Origin of the sequence: Halorubrum sp. Ea1, from assembly GCF_002252965.1 — an archaeon.
GTDB lineage: Archaea > Halobacteriota > Halobacteria > Halobacteriales > Haloferacaceae > Halorubrum.
Map to the genome: position 1 here is coordinate 1 of NZ_NHPG01000090.1, position 16457 is coordinate 16457.

Annotated in this window: 18 protein-coding genes; 11 read left to right on the plus strand and 7 right to left on the minus strand. The window is 71.6% G+C overall.

Annotated elements, in window-relative coordinates; all coding sequences use genetic code 11:
• Nucleotides 1-161 precede the first annotated feature (161 nt).
• A complete protein-coding gene (locus DJ73_RS11060; RefSeq protein WP_094557962.1) occupies nucleotides 162-1169 on the minus strand; it encodes a TatD family hydrolase in 1008 nt (335 codons plus the stop codon).
• A gap of 107 nt (nucleotides 1170-1276) precedes the next feature.
• Between DJ73_RS11060 and DJ73_RS11065 the strand changes: the two genes are divergently transcribed.
• On the plus strand, nucleotides 1277-2329 hold the full coding sequence (locus tag DJ73_RS11065; RefSeq protein ID WP_094557963.1) for a sialidase family protein: 1053 nt from the start codon (nucleotides 1277-1279) through the stop codon (nucleotides 2327-2329).
• Nucleotides 2326-2760 carry a DoxX family protein gene (locus DJ73_RS11070; protein WP_241881510.1) on the plus strand — a complete coding sequence of 145 codons (435 nt, stop codon included), beginning with the start codon at nucleotides 2326-2328 and terminating at the stop codon, nucleotides 2758-2760. Before DJ73_RS11065 ends, DJ73_RS11070 begins: the two co-directional genes overlap by 4 nt.
• A gap of 14 nt (nucleotides 2761-2774) precedes the next feature.
• Here DJ73_RS11070 and DJ73_RS11075 read toward each other — a convergent pair whose 3' ends face one another.
• Nucleotides 2775-3218, minus strand: coding sequence for a DUF2237 family protein (locus tag DJ73_RS11075; protein ID WP_094525813.1), 444 nt, complete (start codon nucleotides 3216-3218; stop codon nucleotides 2775-2777).
• A 136-nt stretch (nucleotides 3219-3354) separates the two neighbouring features.
• On the opposite strand from DJ73_RS11075, the gene DJ73_RS11080 reads away from it, so the two are divergent.
• The 5 genes from DJ73_RS11080 to DJ73_RS11100 all read left to right on the plus strand — a co-directional run bounded on the left by DJ73_RS11080 (nucleotide 3355) and on the right by DJ73_RS11100 (nucleotide 9136).
• Nucleotides 3355-4665 carry an MFS transporter gene (locus DJ73_RS11080; RefSeq protein WP_094526554.1) on the plus strand — a complete coding sequence of 437 codons (1311 nt, stop codon included), beginning with the start codon at nucleotides 3355-3357 and terminating at the stop codon, nucleotides 4663-4665.
• A gap of 61 nt (nucleotides 4666-4726) precedes the next feature.
• Nucleotides 4727-6604: a helix-hairpin-helix domain-containing protein gene (locus DJ73_RS11085; RefSeq protein ID WP_094557964.1), complete on the plus strand. Its 1878-nt coding sequence runs from the start codon at nucleotides 4727-4729 to the stop codon at nucleotides 6602-6604.
• A complete protein-coding gene (locus DJ73_RS11090; protein ID WP_094557965.1) occupies nucleotides 6604-7128 on the plus strand; it encodes a Mut7-C RNAse domain-containing protein in 525 nt (174 codons plus the stop codon). Before DJ73_RS11085 ends, DJ73_RS11090 begins: the two co-directional genes overlap by 1 nt.
• A gap of 71 nt (nucleotides 7129-7199) precedes the next feature.
• On the plus strand, nucleotides 7200-7889 hold the full coding sequence (locus DJ73_RS11095; protein ID WP_094557966.1) for a hypothetical protein: 690 nt from the start codon (nucleotides 7200-7202) through the stop codon (nucleotides 7887-7889).
• Nucleotides 7890-7981: 92 nt separating this feature from the next.
• The gene (locus DJ73_RS11100; protein ID WP_094526557.1) at nucleotides 7982-9136 is read left to right on the plus strand and encodes a pyridoxal phosphate-dependent aminotransferase; all 1155 of its coding nucleotides are present in this window, start codon (nucleotides 7982-7984) and stop codon (nucleotides 9134-9136) included.
• Between the two features lie 4 nt (nucleotides 9137-9140).
• Here the strand turns inward: DJ73_RS11100 and DJ73_RS11105 are convergent, their stop codons facing one another.
• From DJ73_RS11105 to DJ73_RS11125, 5 genes are all read right to left on the minus strand, one after another.
• Entirely contained in the window at nucleotides 9141-9869 is a 729-nt protein-coding gene (locus DJ73_RS11105; protein WP_094525819.1) for a 3-oxoacyl-ACP reductase family protein, read from the minus strand.
• Nucleotides 9870-9932: 63 nt separating this feature from the next.
• Complete coding sequence (locus DJ73_RS11110; RefSeq protein ID WP_094557967.1) at nucleotides 9933-10748, minus strand: class I SAM-dependent methyltransferase; 816 nt, start codon at nucleotides 10746-10748, stop codon at nucleotides 9933-9935.
• 66 nt (nucleotides 10749-10814) lie between these two features.
• On the minus strand, nucleotides 10815-11285 hold the full coding sequence (locus DJ73_RS11115; RefSeq protein ID WP_094557968.1) for a hypothetical protein: 471 nt from the start codon (nucleotides 11283-11285) through the stop codon (nucleotides 10815-10817).
• 105 nt (nucleotides 11286-11390) lie between these two features.
• Nucleotides 11391-12266: a deoxyribonuclease IV gene (locus DJ73_RS11120; RefSeq protein ID WP_094557969.1), complete on the minus strand. Its 876-nt coding sequence runs from the start codon at nucleotides 12264-12266 to the stop codon at nucleotides 11391-11393.
• 72 nt (nucleotides 12267-12338) lie between these two features.
• Nucleotides 12339-13301 carry a biotin/lipoate A/B protein ligase family protein gene (locus tag DJ73_RS11125; protein WP_094557970.1) on the minus strand — a complete coding sequence of 321 codons (963 nt, stop codon included), beginning with the start codon at nucleotides 13299-13301 and terminating at the stop codon, nucleotides 12339-12341.
• Between the two features lie 145 nt (nucleotides 13302-13446).
• On the opposite strand from DJ73_RS11125, the gene DJ73_RS11130 reads away from it, so the two are divergent.
• From DJ73_RS11130 to DJ73_RS11145, 4 genes are all read left to right on the plus strand, one after another.
• On the plus strand, nucleotides 13447-14361 hold the full coding sequence (locus DJ73_RS11130) for a serine/threonine-protein kinase RIO2 (protein ID WP_094525824.1): 915 nt from the start codon (nucleotides 13447-13449) through the stop codon (nucleotides 14359-14361).
• 123 nt (nucleotides 14362-14484) lie between these two features.
• Nucleotides 14485-15303, plus strand: coding sequence for a universal stress protein (locus DJ73_RS11135; protein WP_094557971.1), 819 nt, complete (start codon nucleotides 14485-14487; stop codon nucleotides 15301-15303).
• 206 nt (nucleotides 15304-15509) lie between these two features.
• Nucleotides 15510-15944 carry a hypothetical protein gene (locus tag DJ73_RS20985; RefSeq protein WP_241881509.1) on the plus strand — a complete coding sequence of 145 codons (435 nt, stop codon included), beginning with the start codon at nucleotides 15510-15512 and terminating at the stop codon, nucleotides 15942-15944.
• 289 nt (nucleotides 15945-16233) lie between these two features.
• A complete protein-coding gene (locus DJ73_RS11145) occupies nucleotides 16234-16449 on the plus strand; it encodes a hypothetical protein (protein WP_094557972.1) in 216 nt (71 codons plus the stop codon).
• The last annotated feature ends 8 nt before the right edge of the window (nucleotides 16450-16457 follow it).

Genomic DNA, 16457 nt, shown 5'->3' on the forward strand with positions numbered 1-16457 from the left:
TCGCTCGCTTCGCTCGCGACTCCCTCGCACCGGCGGTTCGCGGCCCAAAGGGCCGCTCACCGGGGCGCGCCACCGTAGTTATTTATAAGCGATCGTCGCTCTCGCTCAGGGGCTTGCCTGCAGAACGTGGTTCCGACGGGATCGTCCCGGCGGGATCGCGTCTACTCCTGCTCGAACCCGAAGACCTCCCGGGGATTCTCCAGCACGACTTTCCGGATGTCGTCGACGTCGATCCCGTACCGGTACAGCTCGAATATCGCGCGCTTGAGGGCGTACGGGTCGGTCCGGAGGACGTTCGCGCAGTCGGTGTCGACCATGATCCGGTCGGGGCCGTACTCGTCGATGGCGTCGGCGACGTCGGCGGCGTCGACGCCGACCAGCCACGAGTGACCGATGGTGTAGCTCAGGTAGCAGTCGGTCTGTTCCATCAGGTACGCGGTGTTGTTGCGGTCGGCGTGCGAGGCGACGACGCGCTCGTCGTCGAGGCCGGCGTCGCGCATCGCCTCCACGTCGAGCCGGACCGCGTCGAGCGCGGGGTTCTCGCCGTCGAGGACGGGGTCGGTGCCGAGCCCCGCGTTCTTCTCGTAGCCGGGCGTCACGCCCAGCCCGTCGCGGTAGGGCCGCTTCGCGTCCGTCGACGTGTTCGGCGTGTGGAGGATCACGGGGAGGCCGTGGTCGCGCGCGAGCTCCATCTGCGCCCCGACGACCGCCTGCTGCTCGTCGAGCGCCCACCCCTCGACGTGGCCGGCGGGGACGACGCCGGTCTCGCCGACCGCGACGACCTCGTCGAGCGCGCAGTAGTCGTCCATCGCCGCCAACAGCTCGTCGGGGTCCTCGATGCGGACGCCGGTGTGGACGCCGAGCCCCAGCTTCGCCTCGAAGAAGTGGTTCCGCTCGATGGCCGCGCGGCGATTGATCGCGTCGTCCCAGAGGAAGCGGATGTCGTCGGCCGCGACCGGCTTGTAGGGGGTCCAGTGGTAGCCGGACGCGACCATGAGCATGGACCGACACCCGGAGAGCGCGTAGCGCTCGCGGTCGTCCCACGAGAGCGTGTGGGCGTGGTTGTGGACGTCGATCCACGGGAGGGTGAGCAGCTCCCGCGGGGGGTCGATGTCGTCGTCGAGGTGCGCCGCGTCCGTCGGCCGCTTGGTCGGGTGGGGTGTAGTCATGGCGTGTGGAATCGGGATGCCCGCTGCTCTCCACTTTCACCCCCGGCCACTTAGCGTTTTACAGCTTGGTAAAAACTTTAGTACGCGTCCGACGCACGTAGCCGTGTATGACACTGTTGATCGGGACGGACGACGGGCTCTATCGAGTCGACGACGTGCCCTTCGAGCGCGACGAGGCCGAGCGGGTCCTCGACTGCGAGGTCGTCACCGCGGTGAAGTCGTGGGACCACGCGGCGGGCGTCTTCGTCGCGTCCTCGACGGGGGCGTACCGCTCCCGCGACGGGGGACGGACGTGGGAGGACCTGGAGGTTCCCCTCGGCGACCGCTTCTGGCACGCCGGCCAGAGCGAGGTGTGGTCGATCCTCGCGACCGCCGACGGGGCGCTGTACGCCGGGACGAACGACCCGTACATCTTCCGGTCGGTCGACGACGGGGAGACGTGGACGGAGCTGAAGGGGTTCCGCGACCTGCCCTCGCGCGGCCACTGGGAGTCGCCGATCGACCCCCACTACGCCAGGCTCCGGGCGCTGGAGGCCGTCCCGGGGCGACCGGAGCGGCTGATCGCGGGCGTCGAGGCCGGCGGGATCCACCTCAGCGACGACGCCGGGCAGACGTGGACGGACCGGCGCGACACGATCGTCGACGACGTCCACCAGATCCTCCCGATCTCGGAGGACGTGTGGCTCGCGACGACCGGCTACCTCGACCACGACCTGGAGAACCTCGGGCTCGGCCACGCGGTCGGCGAGGGCGGGCTCTGGCGAACGACCGACGCGGGCGAGTCGTGGAGCCGGATCGACGCCGGGAACGACTTCTCGTACGTCCGGCGGGTGTTCGTCCACGACGGCACCGTCTTCTTCTGCGGCGGCGAGGAGGCGCCGCCGGCGTGGGTGAACGACGACCACGAGGTCGCGCTGTTCGAGTCGACGAACTTCGGCCGCGACTTCGAGCGCGTCCCGTTCCCGGGCGAGCCCCACGAGATCGTCGAGACGTGGGCCGTGCACGACGGTGACGTGATCTGCGGCTCCGGGCTGTTCGACGTGCCCGATCAGCGCGACGACGTCGAGGGCCGGATCATGCGTCGCGGCGACGACGGCGCCTACGAGACGGTCGGGCGCGTCGACGCGAACGTCAGCCGCATCGAGGTGGTGTCGGCGTGAGCGACGACGACGCGGCCTCGGCCGACGACGCGGCGCCGACGGTGGGGTCCGCCTCCGATCCCCCGTCGGCGATCGGCCGCGCCCTCTACGGCGGCATCCTCGCGTACATGGCCGTCGACGGGTTCAAGAACAACGAGAAGCGGGTCTCGGTCGCCGAGGAGAAGGGCGTCCCGATGCCCGACGTGCTCGTCCCGTTCGTCACCGGGATGCTGTTCGTCGCCAACCTCGGCGTCGTCTTCTGGAAGTTCCCGCGCGCGTCCGCCGGCGCGCTGATCGTCTTCTTCCTCGGCACCACCCCCTCGATCCACGACTTCTGGGCGATGGAGGGGAAGGAGCGGCACGGCAACAAGATCAACTTCCTGAAGAACGTCGCGCTCCTCGGCGGCGCGGTGATGCTCCTCGACGCGGCCGCCGAGAGCGCCGACGAGTAGCCGCCGCTTCGGCGTTACTCGTCCGCGCCGGGCGATTCCGGATCGAATTCATCGGGATCGAACGCCTCCGGGTCGAACTCGTGCTCCCGGAGCCGGTCGGGGTCGACGGCCCGGAGCACGGACTCGTCGGTCGCCTCCAACACGACCGGGGGCGCGACCCCCGCGTCGGCCGCCTCGACCCACCGGCCGACGCAGAGGCACCACCGGTCGCCCGGCTCCAGCCCGGGGAAGTCGAACTCCGGCCGCGGCGTGATCAGGTCGTTGCCGCGCTCCCGGCTGTACGTCAGGAACTCCGCCGTCACGACCGCACAGAGGGTGTGCTCGCCGACGTCGCCGTCGACGTCGCGGCAGTAGCCGTCGCGGAGGTACCCCGTCGTCGGCTCGCGGCCGCAGGGCGCCAGCTCGCCGCCGAACACGTTGCGGTCGCCCTCGCTCCCGTCGGTCTCGTCGGTGGACACGCGTGTCGTTCGGTGCCCGCGCGACTTATCGGTGGCGCCGGGCGACCGCCGCTCTCCGGACACCGCAGCGTCGAGCGCGCCGTCGAGCGCCCCCTCGGATCGGTGCGACTATGCGACTTCCGCCTCATCCGGTAGCATGGCCGAACGCTGGCTGTACGGCTGGGGGCTCGGGTCGGTCGCGTTCGGAGGCGCCTCGCTCGTCGTCCCGCTGTACGTCGTCGAGCTCGGCGGGGGACCGTTCGTGCTCGGCGTGCTCGCCGCGGTCGCCGCCGTCGTCGGGGTCCCGGCCGCGCTCGGCGCCGGTCGGATCGCCGATCGGACCGGCAAACGCCGCCCGATCGTGCTCGCGATGCTGGCGCTCGTCGCGGTCGGAATCGGGGTCATCCCGCTCACGGACCGGGTGACGCCGGTGATCGTCGCGAACGGCGCGATCTGGTTCGCGTTCGCGGCGGCGACGCCCGTCCTGACGCTGCTCGCGGTCGCCGACGTCCCGGAGAGCGCCTGGAGCGAGCGGATCGCCCTGTTGAACCAGTACCAGGGCGTCGGCTGGGCGCTCGGGCTGCTGCTCGGGGCGGTCTGGACGGGCGTCGGCGGGCGACTCCTCCCCGCCGAGACCGTGATCCGGTGGCTGTTCGTCCCGTTCGCGGCCTTCGCGGTGCTCGGGCTCGCCCTCGGCGTCCGCACGCTGCCCGCGGACCCGGGCCCCGGCGGCGACCGACGGGCGTCGGGGACGCGCCTCAGGCGCGCCATCCGCGCGGCCGACCGCTTCAGCGTCCGGACCGCCGCGTTCCCCGTCACCGTCGGTCGGGCCGACTTCCGCGGGCTCCACCCGCGCCGGTTCGTCGAGCGGTTCACCCCGGCGCTCGCGCTGTACTTCCTCGCCGTCTTCTTCGCGTTCGCGGGGTTCGCGGTGTTCTTCGCGCCGCTGCCGGCGTTCCTCACCGCGGTCGGCTTCGGCTCCGACGGCGTGTTCGCGCTGTACCTGATAAACGGCCTCGCCGCCGCGGCCTTCTTCGGCGCCGCGGGAGAGCTGACCGCCGACCGCGACGCCGCGCTCCTCCAGCTCGCGTCGCTCTCGACGCGCGCGGTCGCCCTCCCCGCGGTCGCGCTCGTCGGCGCGGCGTGGGGCGCGGCCGCGCTCGGGTTCGGCGTCGCCGCGGCCGTCTTCGCAGTGATCGGGGTGACGTGGGCGGTGATCGCGGTGACCGCGGGGACGCTCGTCGCCCGGCTGTCCCCGCTGTCGATCCGCGGGGAGGCGCTCGGCACCTACGCCGCGCTCGGCGCCCTCGCCGGCGGGGTCGGGAGCGTCGCCGGCGGGTGGCTCGCCGCCCTGAGCTACGCCGTCGCCTTCGGCGTCGCCGGCGGACTGGTCCTCCTCGGCGCGGCGCTGGTGGCCCTCGTCCGACGGTACACGGCCGCGCCGCCGGTCGACCGCACCGCGGGCTGACCGGATCGGGGGGTCCGCCGCGCCGGTCAGTATAAGGAGCGCCCGGCCGAACCCCGACCCAATGAGCCGGAACGACGAGGTCGCCGCCCTCTTGGAGGAGTTCGCCGACCTGCTCGAGGCGACCGGCGTTGAGTACAAGCCGACCGCGTACCGCCGCGCCGCCGAGAACGTCCGCGAGCACACCGCCCCGATCGAGAACCTAGCGGGCGAGGGGGAACAGGCGGTCGCCGAGATCGACCGCGTCGGCGACGCGATCGCGTCGAAGATCGTCGAGTACTTCGAGACCGGCGAGATCGAGGAGCTGGAGGCCCTGCGCGAGGAGCTCCCGGCCGACATGGCGGGGCTCACCGCCGTGGAGGGAGTCGGCCCGAAGACGGTCGGAAGCCTCTACGAGGCGCTCGGCGTCACCACGCTCGACGAGCTGGAGGCGGCCGCGGAGGCGGGCGAGATCCGGGAGGTTTCCGGCTTCGGCGCGAAGACCGAGGAGAACATCTTAGCGAACATCCCGTTCGCCCGCGAGGCGCGGAAACGGACCCGGCTCGGCGACGCCCGGCCCGTCGCCGACGCGGCGCTCTCGTACCTGACCGACGTCGACGCCGTCGAGTCCGCCGAGGTGTGCGGCTCGATCCGGCGCTGGAAGGACACCATCGGCGACATCGACCTCCTCGTCGCCAGCGACGCGCGCGAGCCGATCGTCGAGGCGCTCACCGGCTGGTCGGAGGCGGACGCGACGATCGAGGCGGGCTCCGGGAAGGCGAGCGTCCGCGCGAGCGGGACCCGGGTCGACCTCCGGATCGTCGACCCGGACGAGTTCGGCGCCGCGCTCCAGTACTTCACGGGGTCTCGGGCCCACAACGTCGCGGTGCGCAACCGCGCCATCGACCGCGACCTGAAGCTCAACGAGTACGGGCTGTTCGACGTGAGCGACGTCGACGACGGGGCCGACGCAGACGACGCGAGCGACGACGGGGCCGAGTCCGATTCCCGGCGCGTCGGCGAGCGCGTCGCCGGCGAGAGCGAGGCGGGGGTGTACGAGGCGCTCGACATGGCGTTCGTCCCGCCGGAGCTCCGAGAGGACAACGGCGAGGTCGCGGCGGCCGCGGCGGGCGAGCTCCCGGACCTCGTCGAGACGGTTGAACTGCGCGGCGACCTCCACACCCACACCGACTGGTCGGACGGCGGCTTCTCGATCGCGGAGATGATCGAAGCGGCATCGGAGCGCGGCTACGGCTACCACGTCGTCTCCGACCACGCCGCCGGACCGGGGATCTTCGGGAACACCGGCCTCGACGAGGCCGACATCGCGGAGCAGGCCGCGGCGGTCGAAGACGCGGTGAGCGAGGTCGACGGCGCCGTGATGGGCCGTGAGGTCGACGACGCGAGCGCCGACGACGGAGCGGGCGCCGACGACGGAGCGGGCGCCGGCGACGACGCCCGGATCGCGGTGTTCCACGGCATCGAGGCGAACATCGACGCGGAGGGATCGATCACCACCGACGACGCGACGCTCGCCGACCTCGACCTGGTCGTCGCCTCGTCGCACTCCGCGCTCGGGCAGGACGGCGACGCCGCCACGGAGCGACTGGTCCGCGCGGTCGAACACCCCCACGTCGACGTCCTCGGCCACCCGACCGGCCGCATCATCAACAGCCGCCCGGGGATCTCGCCCGACGTGGGAGCCGTCGTCTCGGCCGCCGCCGACGCCGGCACCGCGATCGAGGTGAACGCGAACCCCGCCCGCCTCGACGCAGACGGCGACGCCGTGCGCGCCGCGGTCGACGCGGGCGCCGCGATCGCCGTGAACACCGACGCCCACTCGCCCCGCGAGCTGGACAACGCCCGGTACGGCGTGCACACCGCCCGGCGCGGCTGGGCCGAGACCGCCGACGTGATCAACGCGCGCCCGGTCGACGGCCTTTGGGAGTTCCTCGACGGCTGATGGCGCCCCGCGTCCTCGTCGACACGATGTGCGGCAAGCTCGCGACCTACCTCCGGATGTGCGGGTACGACGCGGCGTACGCGCTCGACCGCGGGGTCGAGGCCGACGACCGGCTCCTGTCGCTCGCGGCCGACGAGGACCGACTCCTCGTCACCCGCGATCGGGAACTCGCGGCGCGCGCCGCCGACCGCGACCCCGGGGCGGTCCTCCTGACCGAGCGCGACGTGCTCGACCAGCTCCGCGAGGTCGCGGCGGCCGGGCTTCCGGTGGCGCTCGCCGCGGAGCCGACCCGCTGCGGGGAGTGTAACGGCCCGGTCGAGCGCGTCGGTCCGGAGGGCGCCGACGTCGACCCCGACGACCGGCCCGAGTACGTCCCCGACGACGTGGGCGCGTCGCCCGCGGTCGGCTCCGATTCCGCCGCCGACACCGACCCCCGCCCCGCGTGGCGCTGTCGCGACTGCGGGCGCTGGTTCTGGAAGGGCGGCCACTGGGAGTCGGTCGCGGCGCGGCTCGACGACCTCTGAACCGCGACCCGCGGGACGCCCGGCGCCCCCGAGCGTAACCGGTTTGGCCGCGTGCCGCCAACGATCCGCCAATGAACCGCGAACAGGCGGTCGACCGGCTGGCGACCCTCGTCGACCGGGTCGAGAACGAGACGATGCCGGTCCCCGTCCGCGAGGTGTGGGCGTTCGGCGACGTCGCGCTCGGCCTCGACCCCGTCGAGCGCCTCGACGTCTACCTCACCAAGGACGTGATCATGGGCGGCGACGCCGACGCGGCGGCGGCGTTCGAGGCCGAGTACGGCGTGAAGGGGATCGGCACCTCCGTGCGGGCCGAGTGGGCCGAGGCGCACCCGGACCGCGTGCGCGCGAGCGACAACGGGTACGCCGCGCCCGAGAAGTGCCTCGCGGCCGAACTCGTCGGCGACAGCGAGGGACGTAGTCCCTCTGGCAGCCGGACGCAGTCCGGCGACAGCGAGCCGATCCACCTAGAGGTGTGTAACGCGAGCTTCGAGGACAACGTGCGCCAGCGCCTGAAGGGGGCGCTGGCCCGCGACGCCTACGAGGAGGTGCTCGACCCCCGCGGGGTCTGCCTGTGGGTCGACGGCACCCGCGACGAGGAGGCCTTCGACCGCCTGCGGGCGGGCTCGCTCGCGATGCCGACGCTCCCGGCCGCGCTCGGGATGCTCGGCGCCGACGAGGACGTGGCCCGCGAGGCGGCGGACGTGCTCAAGCGGCGCCGGGCCGAGCAGGAGGGGTCGTCGGTGCGCGGCGACATGGTGTAGGCGGCGGACGCCGACGGCGCCGCTCCGCCTCCGCTCGGGCCGCGTTTGGCCGCCACCCGACGGTTTTTTGCTCGGTTCGCCGTGTGGACGGTATGCCAACGCCCACCGACCGCGTCCGGCGCGCGGAACGCTCGCGGATCCGGGTGATGTTCGACCTCGCACAGCGTCACGGCGGCGACCTCGTCCGGTTGGAGGTCGGCGAACCCGACTTCGACACGCCAGCGCACGTGATCGACGCCGCCGCGAGCGCCGCCCGCGACGGCGCGACCCACTACACCTCAAACGCGGGGCTCCCCGCGTGTCGGCGGGCCATCAGCGACACGCTCGCCGCCGAGTACGGCGTCGAGCACGACCCGGACGAGGTCGTCGTCACCGTCGGCGGGATGGAGGCGCTCCACCTGGCGGTCCTCGCGGCGGTCTCGCCCGGCGAGGAGCTGCTCGTCCCGGGCCCGACGTGGCCTAATTACAAGACGCAGGCGACGCTCGCGGACGGGCGCTTCCGCGAGGTCCCCATGCCCGCGGAGACGGGGTTCGCCCTCGACGCGGACCGCGTGATCGACGCGATGAGCGACGACACCGCGGCGGTCGTGCTCACGACGCCCTCGAACCCGACCGGCCGCGTCTTCGACCGCGACGAGTGCCGTGCGGTCGTCGAGGCGGCGGCCGACCACGACGCGTACGTGATCGCCGACGAGGTGTACCTCGGGCTCACCTACGACGGGCCCGCCCAGGGGATCGCCGCGTACACCGGCCACCCGGACCACGTGCTGACGGTCGGCTCCTGCTCGAAGCGGTACGCGATGACCGGGTGGCGGCTCGGCTGGCTCGCGGGCGACCGGGAGATGATAGACGCGGTCGCGACGGTCCGCGAGTCGACCACGGCCTGCGCGTCGAGCGTCGCGCAACACGCCGCGATCGCCGCCTTGACCGGCCCGCAGGAGCCGTTCGAGGAGATGTACCGGGCGTTCGAGGAGCGTCGCGACCTCGTCGTCGACCGCGTCGACGCCATCGACGGGCTCTCGGCTCCCCGCCCCGAGGGCGCGTTCTACGCCTTCCTCGACCCCGGCATCGACGCGCCCGCGATCGACGTCGCGAAGTACCTCCTGCGGGAGCACGGCGTCGTGCTCGCGCCGGGCGACGGCTTCGGCGACACGGCCCCCGGGCGGCTCCGCCTCTCGTTCGCGAACTCCGTCGACCGGCTGGAGGAGGGGTTCGACCGGATCGAGGCGGGACTGGCGGAGTACTGATCGCCTACCGCATCAGCTCCCCGCCGTTCACGTTCAGCGTCTCGCCCGTGACGAATCCCGCGTCCCGGAGGTAGGCGGCCGCGTCGGCGATGTCCTCGGGCTGGCCGTACCGGTCGACGGGGATCGCGGCCAGCTCCTCGCGCTTCTCCTCGGGCGTCCGGTCGCCCGTCATGTCCGTCTCCACGTGGCCGGGGGCGATCGCGTTCACCCGTATCTCGGGCGCGAAGTCGCCGGCGTGGCTCCGGGTGAGCGAGAGGAGTGCCCCCTTCGAGGCGGCGTAGTGGCACTCGACCGGCGCGCCGGTGTGCGCGAGGATGGAGGAGACGTTCGTCACCGACGGGCCGTCCTCCGACTCCCGGAGGTGCGGGAGCGCCGCCTTCGTGACGTTGAACGCGGAGTTGACGTTGACGTCCATGACCCGGTCGAAGTCGTCGGGATCGAGGTCCGCGGTGTACACGTGCTGGTCGATCCCGGCGTTGTTGACGACGTGGTCGACCCCGCCGAGGGCGTCGGCGGCGGTCTCCACGAGGTGGGCCGCCGCGTCGGGGTCCGAGACGTCGGCGCCCACGGCGACCGCCGCTTGCCCCCGGTCGCGGACCGCCCCCGCGACGGCCGCGGCGGCCTCGTCGCTGGTGCGGTAGTTGACCGCGACGTCGTAGCCGTCGTCCGCGAACCGAAGCGCGATCGCTCGCCCGATACCCCTGGAGGAACCCGTCACGAGTGCGGCCGGCATGTGTCCCGAGTCGACCCGGTCCGACTTCGACCTTCCGGACGCGGCGGCGGAACGCCGCGTCCGTCAGTCCCCGGTCTCGACCCGTCCCACGGTCACGTCGAAGGGGACGCGCTCGACGCGCTCGTACTCGCCGGCGCCGATCGCCTCGACCACCTCGCGGCCCATCTCGCGCCAGCGCCGCCGGAGGTCGTCGTACGCGTCCACGGAGGTCGCGGCCACCAGCTCCTCGCGGTGGTCGGCGAGGCCGCCGCCGGACGCCTTCCGGGCCGCCGACGCCAGCGCGGGCTCCGCGTACGGGGCCGCCGTCCGCTTCTCGTGGACGTACCGGCGGGTGCGGAGGTCCTCGACGCCCGCCGCCGCGAACGCCTCCCGGACGCGGTCGCCGAGGGCGACGTCGGTGCCGACGCCCTCGAGGTACGCCTCGCGCGCCTCCCGCTCCAACCGCTCCTCGGTGTCGACGGTGGACGTCACCGTCACGTCGCCGTTGTCCGGTTCGATCGCGGCGACGAGGTCGGCGGAGACGCGCGCGAGCTCCCGGACCGCGGCGACCGGCTCGGGGAGGTTGATGAGGAGGGCCTGACAGACGGCGAGGTCGACGGCGCCGTCCGGGAGCGGGAGCCGGGTCGCGTCGCCGGCGACGTACGGGAGTCCCGTCTCCTCGCGGGCGACCGCGAGGAGGTCCGTGTCGGCGTCGACGCCGATCACGGTCGCGTCCGGCCTCGCCTCCGCGTCGAGGACGCGCGTCAGTTCGCCGGTGCCGCAGCCGACGTCGACGACGCGGCGGCGGCTCGCCAACTCGAGGTCCGCGAGGGCCGCCCGGTCGTCGGCCCACATCCCCTGCCGGGTGTGTTCGAGGTACTCCGCGGAGAAGCGTCGCACGGCACCGCGTTCGACGCGGGACGAATTAAACGTGGGGAAGCCGAGCGCCCGGGCGCGCTCCGACTCTCAGTCTTCGTCGCCCTCGCTGTCGCCGCCGCTCCCGAACCCGACGAGGTCCGAGAGCAGCGCGGCGGTGACGCCGGCGCAGTAGCCGACGAACGCGCCGGTCAGCCCGACCGCGGCGAAGGCCATCGTCACCCCGCCGATGGGGGAGTCGCCGGGGCCCACGCCCGGGACGCCGAAGACGGTCCCGACGACCACGAGCGCGGCGAAGACGACCGCGGGCACCGCGCCCACCGCGAGACACGCCGGGCCGCCGCAGCGCGCGTACCCGCCGACGGCCGCGATCGGCGCCGGCGCGTAGAACGCCAACAGCGGGACGAGCCGGTCGGTCAGCGCCGCCGCGGTCGGGAGACCCGCACGCTCGGCGACGACCGCGACCGCCAGCGAGAGCGCCACCAGACCGGCGAATCCGCCGACCATCGTGAGGGCCAAGCGGCGACGACGACCGATGAGGAGCGCCTCAGTGGTGGTCATATCCGTGGATCTCGGCTCCGACCACATAAAGGCGCGTCGGACAATTGTAACTAAATTCGGGGGTTTCCTCCCCTTCGCTCCCGCGACGGCCCGGCCGCCCCGGGCTCACTCCGCGCGCAGTTCGCGGACGCGCTCGATGTTCCACGCGAAGCTCTTCCCGTTCTCGGTCGGCGTCTCCAGCGCCAGCGGCACGTCCGTCAGGTCCGGGTGGTTGACGATCCGCTCCATCCCGGCCTCGCCGATGTGGCCCTCGCCGATGTGGGCGTGCTCGTCCTTGTTGGTGCCGCAGGCGTGCTTCGAGTCGTTGAGGTGGATGTACTCCAGGTGTTCCAACCCGACGGCGTCGTCGAACTCGGCGACGGTCTCGTCGACCGCCTCGGGCGTCGAGAGGTCGTAGCCCGCCGCGAACGCGTGGGCCGTGTCGACGCAGACGTCGATGTCCGTCTCGGTACGGTCGATGATCCCCGCGAGGTGTTCGAACTCGTCGCCGAGCTTCGTCCCGGCGCCCGCGTCACTCTCGATGAGGATCGTGACGCCGTCGGGGACGTCGACGTCGTCGATGACGCTCGCGGCGTTGTCGAGGCCGCCCTCCACGCCGGCCCCCGTGTGCGCGCCGAGGTGAACGTTGACGTACGGAATGTTCAGCTTCGCGGCCGCGTCGACCTCCTTCTGCATGGAGTCGAGCGACTTCTCGCGGAGCCCCTCCTTCGGCGTACAGAGGTTGACGAGGTAGGAGGTGTGGATCACCCACGGCCCGACCAGGTCGCGTTCGGTCCCCTCGCGGAACTGCGCGGCCTCCTCGTCGCTGATGTCCGGGTCCTGCCACACCTGCGGGGAGTGCGTGAATATCTGTCCGCAGTTGCCGCCGAACTGCTTCTGTCTGAACACCGCGTTGGCGATGTTCCCGTACGGCGGCGTTTCGGGATCGTTCGACGCCCGCGAACCGGAGATCGAGACGTGCGCGCCGACCTTGAGACTCATACCGCTACAACGGGGGCGATTGAAAAAGCCCCTTCGGAACCGGTTGGTCCGGTTCCCCTCCCGTTCCGGCGACTACGCGCCGTCGTTTCCCGGTCGGGTCCGGACCCAGCCGTCGTCGCGGTACTTCTCCTCGACGAGCTCCTCCGCCCGCGCGAGCTCCGCGCTCGACCACGAGCCGTCGCGGTCGAGCGCGACCGCGTCGGCCCGGCCGTTCTCGCCGTCCGCCTCGTCGCCACCGCCCTCGTCGCCGTCTCCGCCCGTCACCCACGCGACGAGCGCGTCTTCGACGGCCGCCGCGGCGTCCGCCCGGTCGGCGTCGGCCAACTCGTCCATACCGACGACGCGCTCGCGGAACTCCTCGGGCGTGACCGGCGGATCGGAGAAGACCCCGAGGTGACGCTCCGCGTCGACGGCGAACGTCAGCGAGCCGTGCTGGATCACGGCGTCGCGCTTGCGGTACTGGGCGTTGCCGGCTATCTTCCGGCGGTCCGTCGCGCCCTCGTCGCCGTCGCCGGCCGCGCCGCCAGCCTCCGTCGCGCCGTCGGCCTCCGGCTCCGCCGAACCGCCCGCCACCACGTCGTGCGCGGGGTGAAGCTCCCGGAGGTAGCAGGCGGGGCGGTACAGCTCCGGCACCGACTCCTCGACGTAGCCCGCGTCGATCTCGATGCGGTCGAACGCGTCGAGGACCGGCTCGCAGAGGAGGTGGTAACAGTCGAGCAGTTCGCCGGGCACGTCGGCGGCCGGCACCGCGACGGAGTACGCGACGTCCCCGCGCCCGTCGTGGTAGATCCCGCCGCCGCCGGTCTGTCGGCGGGTCACGTCGATCCCCTCGCGCTCGCAGAACGCCCAGTCGACCGTCTCCGGGTCCTGCCGGTAGCCGAGCGTGAGACAGCTCGGCTCCCATCGGTACGTGCGGACCGTCGCGGGGCCGCCCGCCGCCGCCGTCTCCGCCGCCACCTCGTCGAGCGCCATCTGCATCGGCCCCGGACGGGCCTCCTCTCGGATCAGCCGCCAGCCGCCCGTCGGCGCGGTCATGCGCGCCTCTCCGCCCGCCGTCCCGAAAGCGGTTGCGTTCGGACGACGATCCGGTCGAAACGGGATTTGCTATCGCGGAATGAGATTTATCGCACCGCCTCGCGGAACGCGCGTCCCTTTTAGCAATCCCCGGAGTAGGGGGCGTATGGTCCGAAACGTCGCCGGCGACATGGCGGAGCTCGAACCCGAGGACTTCTATCTCCTCTCGGGCGTCGAGCAGGGGATGCGATTCTCGGAGTGGGTCCGCCGGGACAAGATCCCCGACTACGCCGACCTGACGCGCGAGGAGGTGGACTACCGGATCGACCGGTGTCTCGACCGCGAACTGATCCAGCGGAAGACGATCCAGTACGAGGGATACCAACTCACGTTCGAGGGGTACGACGCCCTGGCGCTCCGCACGTTCTCCGAACGCGAGACCATCGACGGCGTGGGCTCGCCCCTGGGGTTCGGCAAGGAAGGAGACGTGTACGAGGCCCAGTCGTTCAAGCCGCTCGCCCTGAAGTACCACCGCGAGGGATACACCAACTTCCGCGAGGTGAACCGCGAGCGCGAGTACACCGCCGACCGCGACCACGTCTCTTGGATGTACACCGCGCGCAAGGCGGCCGAGCGCGAGTACGAGGCGATGGAAGCGATGTACCCCGACGTGAGCGTCCCCCGCCCCGTCGACCACAACCGCCACGCCATCGTGATGGACAAGTTCGACGGCGCGGAACTCTCGCGCGCGAGACTCGAACCCGAACAGGCCTCCGCGGTCCTCGATCTGGTCCTCCGCGAGCTGGTCACCGCCTACGACCTCGGCTGGGTCCACGCCGACATGTCCGAACACAACGTCGCGGTCGCGGAGAGCGGCGTCACGATCTTCGACTGGCCGCAGGCGGTCCCCGTCGACCACGAGAACGCCGGCGAGTTCCTCGAACGCGATGTCGCGAACCTCCTGCGGTACTTCAGCCGGAAGTACCCCCACGAAGTCCCTCGAGACGCCGATATCGAGGGGATCGCCGGCGCTATCGCCGACGGCTCGTTCGAATCGGTCCGCGCGTTCGCGGCAGAGTAAATCGCATAGCGCGATACGAAATCGTTCGCCCCGTCCAGTCTACTGTTTCCGAATTCTGGAGTTATCGTCTTGTGGGAACTACTGGTGGATATTATAGTCTAATAAACACTATGATTAAATGTGATGTACAGGGTACTCGTTCCGGTCGACAGAAGTGAGGAACGCGCGTTCCACCAGGCACAGTACGTGTCACGGCTTCCGAACGCCCCCGACGATGTCGAGGCGACGGTGTTGTTCGTGGTGCCTCCCGATGAGTTCAACGACGCCGACACGGTGGAGTTCTCGGACATCGACGCGGCCGTCGGGGCGGCCAACCTTCTCGAGGGCGAGGGCGTTTCCGTGACCCGAACCGTGGACGACGGCGGTATCTCGGACCAGATCGTCCGTTCCGCTGAGGGGCTCGAAGCCGACGAGATCGTTATGGGCGGACGCAAGCGGTCGGGCGTCTCCCGTGTGCTGCTCGGTAGCACGGTTCAGGACGTTATGCTCTCGGCCGAGCGGCCAGTTACCATCACGAGCGAGACGGGCGTGCCCGGCGAGGGGATCCGACAGGTTCTGGTACCGGTCGACGCCGACGCGGGACGCGCCCATCATCAGGCGGCGTACGTTGCGGGGCTGCCCGAGGCGGCGGAGACCGTTGAAGCGACGGTTCTCGTCGTGTTCCGTCACCAGGACTACAAGGGGGCCCCTCCCCACACGTTCGAGGAGATCAACGCGGCAGTCGAGGCGGCCGATACCCTCGAGAACGAGGGGATCCCCGTCGAGCGCGTCGCCATCGGGGGCGAGGTGGCCCGGAAGATTCTCGACGTGGCGGCGGAACGCGATGCCGACAGCATCGTCATGGGCGGGCGTAAGCGGTCGGGGCTCCAAGAGGTACTCATTGGGAGCATCACGCAGGACGTCATGCTCTCGACCGAGCGGCCGGTCACTATCACCGGCTGACCTCGGTCGAGCGCCGTCCCACGTCAACAGTAGTCACGATCATCGCGCGCAATGCTGTACACTGTTGGTCTGAGCAATCCGGTATCGAGCAGATCAAAGTCGCCGAGGACGCCCCGGTAGCCGGACATACGCTCGCGGAGATCAGCCTCCCGAGAGGGAGCCTTGTCATCTCGGATCGGAACCGAACACGGATAGCACGTGCCGATATGGAACTCGAACGCGGCGAGTATTACATCGCCGGCGCCGAGTCCGGAACGGTAGGCCGCGAGGCCGGACGGGCCACGGTGGACGGCCTCTACGCGGCCGGATGGATGACGAACGAGACGGTCCACCAGGCGGTCGTGAGCGCGGGCCACGACGCGCGCGCCGCCGTCTCGCTGATCCGGGACGACGTCGCCACGCGTTATTGGCCCGCCGTCGCCGACCACTACGTCGACTGGGTCGTTCGCGAGGGGCGATACGCGGGCGACGCTCGCTGTCGGGAGGTTCGACGTGCGTTCCACGAGACGGCTCGGCCCCACAGCCTCGCCGACGTCGACGACGCCGACGCCGAGTCGCTGCTGGAGACGGTCCGCTCGGAGTTCACCGAGTCGGTCGCGGTGGCGCTCGCGCTGACGACCGACGCCTCGTCCACCCCCTAGCTGAAGCGGACGATCGTCGGCGAGACGACCGCGCGTCGGAACGAAGTCATCGCGGTCGCGGAGGCGCTCGCCCGCGAGGCGGAGCACCTGTTCGAGGCCGCCGACGTCGTCGACGAGGTCACCGGGCGCGTCGTCGCCCTCGACGAGACGCCGCTGACGGCGCTCGGTTTCGACGCGCTCGGGCGTGGATGTACGCCGCGCTCTTCGCCCCGGAGGACGATCGTGGCGCCGACGGACCCGACAAACGCCCGTCGAACGAGGTCGGCGGCGAGATCCGAGGGGGCGAACGATGACCGGCGCCCCGCGGTACCTGTCGACCGTGTACATCCGCGGACACCGGGACGAGGCGCCGATCCAGACGAGCGCTGTGGACGAGGCGCCGATCCAGACGAGCGCTGTGGACGAGGCGCCGGACCGGCCGCCGAGCGTCTCGCCGACAAAGCGCGCTCGACCGGCCGTTCCGACCGGTTCCGGCCGCCGGCTTCCCGTTTCGGCGAAGTGTTAGGCGAGCCT